Raw genomic sequence first — 3,639 nt, 5'->3', positions numbered from 1 at the left:
GCCCAGTCGTCGGCGGTGGGGCCGCCGTCGTCCCCGTTGCCGAACAGGACCGCTTCCGCGCCGAGGAGGCCCGCGGCGGCCGCGCCGACGTTACCCAGGTCGATGACCATCTGGTCCATGGCGATCCTGCCCACCACCGGGTACGTCCTGCCGGCAATCCGGACCGGACCGCCGGTGGCCACCCGGGGGATGCCGTCGGCATAGCCCATCGGGATCAGCGCCAGCGTGCTGGGCCCCTGGGTGCGGTAGCGCAGGCCGTAGGAAACGCCCTGCCTGTCCGGCACGTCCTTGCACTGGGACACCACGGTCCGCAGCGTCATGGCCGGGCGGAGTCCCAGTTCGGCGGAACTCTGGCCTTCAAAGGGCGAGAGGCCGTAGATGCCCAGCCCCACCCGCACCAGGTCAAAGTGGGTATCCGGCCTGGACAACGTGGCGGGTGTGTTTGCCAGGTGCCGGACTTCGGGATCCACACCGGCGTCCTCGGCGGCCGCCAGCACTTCGCGGAACAGCGCCAGCTGCTCGTCCGTTTCGGGACGCTCCGGCTCATCCGCCACCGAAAGGTGCGAGAAAATGCCCACCACACGCAGGAGTCCCTCGTCCTGGTACTCCATGGCCTCGCCGAGCAACTGGTCCCAGGCGTCCAGGGTCACCCCGTTCCGCCCGAGACCGGTGTCCACCTTCAGGTGGATACGGGCGGGACGTTCCTGGTCACGGGCCGCCGCGACAATCCGTTCCAGTTCCCAGCCTGAACAGCCGATGTCGACGCCGGCAGCCACCGCAGCGCCGAAGTTGCTTTCCGTAGTGTGCAGCCAGGCCAGCAGGGGCGCTTCGATGCCAGCCGCCCGGAGCTGCAGCGCTTCGGAGATGTGCGCCACTCCCAGCCAGGAGGCACCGGCCTCGAGGGCGGCCCGCGCCACGGGGACCGCGCCGTGCCCGTACGCGTCGGCCTTGACCACGGCCATGACCTTGGCCGGTGATGCGGCGTCGGCCAGCCTGCGCACGTTGTGGCGGATGGCGTCCAGATCGATGACGGCGGACCGCTCGTGCAGAGGATCAGTTCCTGAGGCCGCGCTGAAGTCACCGGTTGTTACGGGGTAAGTCACCTTAGTGATTCTAGTGCGGGCGGTCGGGGCCGGATAATCGCCCTGCGTTCACGGGCTCCGTTCCGCCGTCCTCAGGCGTCAGAGAGGTGGGCGATGGTGGCGGTGGCCCGGCGCTGCGCTCCCATCGGGACGTCCTGGAGGATCTCGGCGAGGAAGCCGAAGCGGCGGAGCCACTGGCTGCTCTGGCGTTCGGGCCGGGAGTTGGCCTTCTGCCACCAGTCAGCGATGTCCCCCCACCCGGGAGCCGCCAGCGATCCCCCCACCTCCTGCACGGCCAGCGAGGCGCAGAGGTTGGCGAAGCGGAGCCGGTTGCCCAGCGGCCAGCCGGCCAGGGTGCCCACAATGAAGGCCGCGTCAAAGCAGTCGCCGGCACCGGTGGGATCGAAAGCGGTCACCGGCAGGGACGGCACCCACTCCTCCTCCCCCGTCTCGGAGTCCACGGCCATGGCACCCTGCGCCCCAAGCGTCACCACGGCCACGGGCACCCGGTCCGCCAGTGCGTACAGCGCGGACCACGGGTTGTCCTTACCCGTGAAGGCCATGGCCTCCCGCTGGTTGGGCAGGAACGCGTGGAAGTACTGCAGGTTTTCGAGCCTGACCGGAGACCATTCGCCGCTGGGGTCCCAGCCCACATCCCCGAACAGCTTCACGCCGGACTGGTAGGCCTCCTTGGCCCAGGGCTCAATCTCGACCCCCAGCTCGGCAATTCCGGCGAGCGCCGGCGGCGGCGAACCGATCAGTTCGGACGAGCTCACGGGCGCCGGATGGCCATGCGTCACCAGGGACCGGTCCTTATCCACGCTGAGCGAGACGGTCACCGGCGAATGCCAGCCCGCGACCCGGCGCGAGAGGCTCAGGTCCACGTGCTCCTGCCCGGCCAGGATCTTCCAGTTGTAGTCCCCGTAACCGTCGTCCCCAAAGGCTGCGGCCAGTCCGGTACGCAGGCCCAGCCGTGCCGCGGCGATGGCCTGGTTCGCCACGCCGCCGGGGCAGCTGCCCATGCCTTCGCTCCAGATCTCGGTGCCCGGCTCGGGCGCGTGCGGCAGGCCCGTGAAGATGATGTCCTGGAAGACCGTCCCGGCGAGGATCAGGTCGAACTCCCCGTCGGCTGGCTGGCGGACGAAAGAGAGCGGATCGAAGCGGCGGTCCGGAATTGCGTCCATGTCCGGCAGACTACGCCCTGGCGCCCCAGGACGGTAGGGGACCTGCCGCGCCCGGCCTACACTGCTGACTATGCGTCTCATGATTGCCGGCGGCGGCGGGTTCCGCGTCCCGCTTGTGTACCGGGCCCTCGCTTCCGGCCCCTTCGCGGGGCTGGTCAGCGAGCTGGTGCTGTTCGACGTCGACCCTGCCCGCCTCGAGGCCATCACCGCGGTTCTGCGGGCCATGCCAGTGCCCGACGGCGGCGCGCCGGAGGGTGCCGGCGCGGCAGCGGGTGCCGGCGCGGCAGCGGGGGCCGGCGCGGCAGCGGGTGCCCGGCCTCCTGTTATCCGCACCGCCACGTCGCTGCCTGAGGCTCTGGCAGGAACCGACCTCGTGTTTGCGGCGATCCGGCCCGGCGGCACGGCCGGGCGCATCGCCGACGAAAAGGTGGCACAGGACCTTGGCCTGCTGGGCCAGGAAACCACCGGCGCCGGCGGCATCTCGTACGCCTTGCGCACCATCCCCGAGATGCTGCACCTGGCGCGGCAGATGCAGGAACACTGTCCGGACGCCTGGCTGATCAACTTCACCAACCCGGCGGGCATGGTCACCGAGGCGCTGGTGCCGGTCCTGGGCCGGAAAGTCATCGGGATCTGCGATTCGGCGGGCGGGCTGGTGCACCGGGCCGCGCGGGCCGCCGGTGTTCCCCTGGCCGACGGACGGCTCGACGGCGTGGGCTACTACGGGCTCAACCACCTGGGCTGGCTGTACCGGCTGGAGTCCGGCGGGCGGGATGTGCTCCCGGAACTTCTCGCTGACGCCCAGGCGCTGCAGACGTTCGAGGAGGGGCGGCTTTTCCGTCAGCCGTTCCTGGCCGGGCTGGGTGCTTTGCCCAACGAATACCTCTACTACTACTACCAGCGGGACAGTGCCGCCGCTGCCATGCGGGCCATGCCCGCCACCCGCGGCGAATCCATCCACCACCAGCAGGCCGAGCTGTATCCGAGGCTCGCCGCAGCAGGCGGTGAAGCCTTCAAACTCTGGGACGCCGCGCGCCGCTCGCGCGAGGAGGGGTACCTCGCTGAAGCCCGGACCCACGGCGAGCAGCGCGACGAGGCGGACCTCGCCGGTGGCGGCTACGAGCGCGTGGCGCTGGCTGTGATGCGCGCCTTGGCCGGCGCCGGCGATGCGCAGCTGATCCTGAATACGCCCAACACGCTGGCTGTGGCCCCAGGCACCCCGGCCCAAAGCACCCCGGGCGGACCGGCCATTCCGGGTCTGCCGGCGGACGCCGTCGTCGAAGTCCCCTGTGTTGTAACGCCCGACGGCGCCGTGCCGCTTCGCCAGTCAGCGCCGGCACCGGAACAGCTGGCGTTGCTGCGCCGGGTCAAGG

Annotated in this window: 3 protein-coding genes; 1 reads left to right on the top strand and 2 read right to left on the bottom strand. The window is 70.6% G+C overall.

Annotation, left to right across the window (positions count from 1 at the left end):
• Together alr and DBR22_RS09090 are read right to left on the bottom strand one after the other, a co-directional pair.
• Nucleotides 1-1,103: alanine racemase (alr, locus tag DBR22_RS09095; protein ID WP_108598745.1), on the bottom strand; the 1,103-nt coding region annotated here is incomplete at its 3' end.
• Between the two features lie 71 nt (nucleotides 1,104-1,174).
• Nucleotides 1,175-2,266, bottom strand: a complete 1,092-nt coding sequence (locus DBR22_RS09090) for a carbohydrate kinase family protein (protein WP_108598744.1) — start codon at nucleotides 2,264-2,266, stop codon at nucleotides 1,175-1,177.
• Nucleotides 2,267-2,336: 70 nt separating this feature from the next.
• Here DBR22_RS09090 and DBR22_RS09085 point away from each other — a divergent pair.
• On the top strand, nucleotides 2,337-3,639 hold a 1,303-nt coding region (locus DBR22_RS09085), incomplete at its 3' end, for a family 4 glycosyl hydrolase (protein WP_108598746.1).

Origin of the sequence: Arthrobacter sp. HMWF013, assembly GCF_003061105.1 — a bacterium.
In the GTDB taxonomy this organism is placed as follows: Bacteria; Actinomycetota; Actinomycetes; order Actinomycetales; family Micrococcaceae; genus Arthrobacter.
This window is presented reverse-complemented; position numbering and strand designations above follow the sequence as displayed.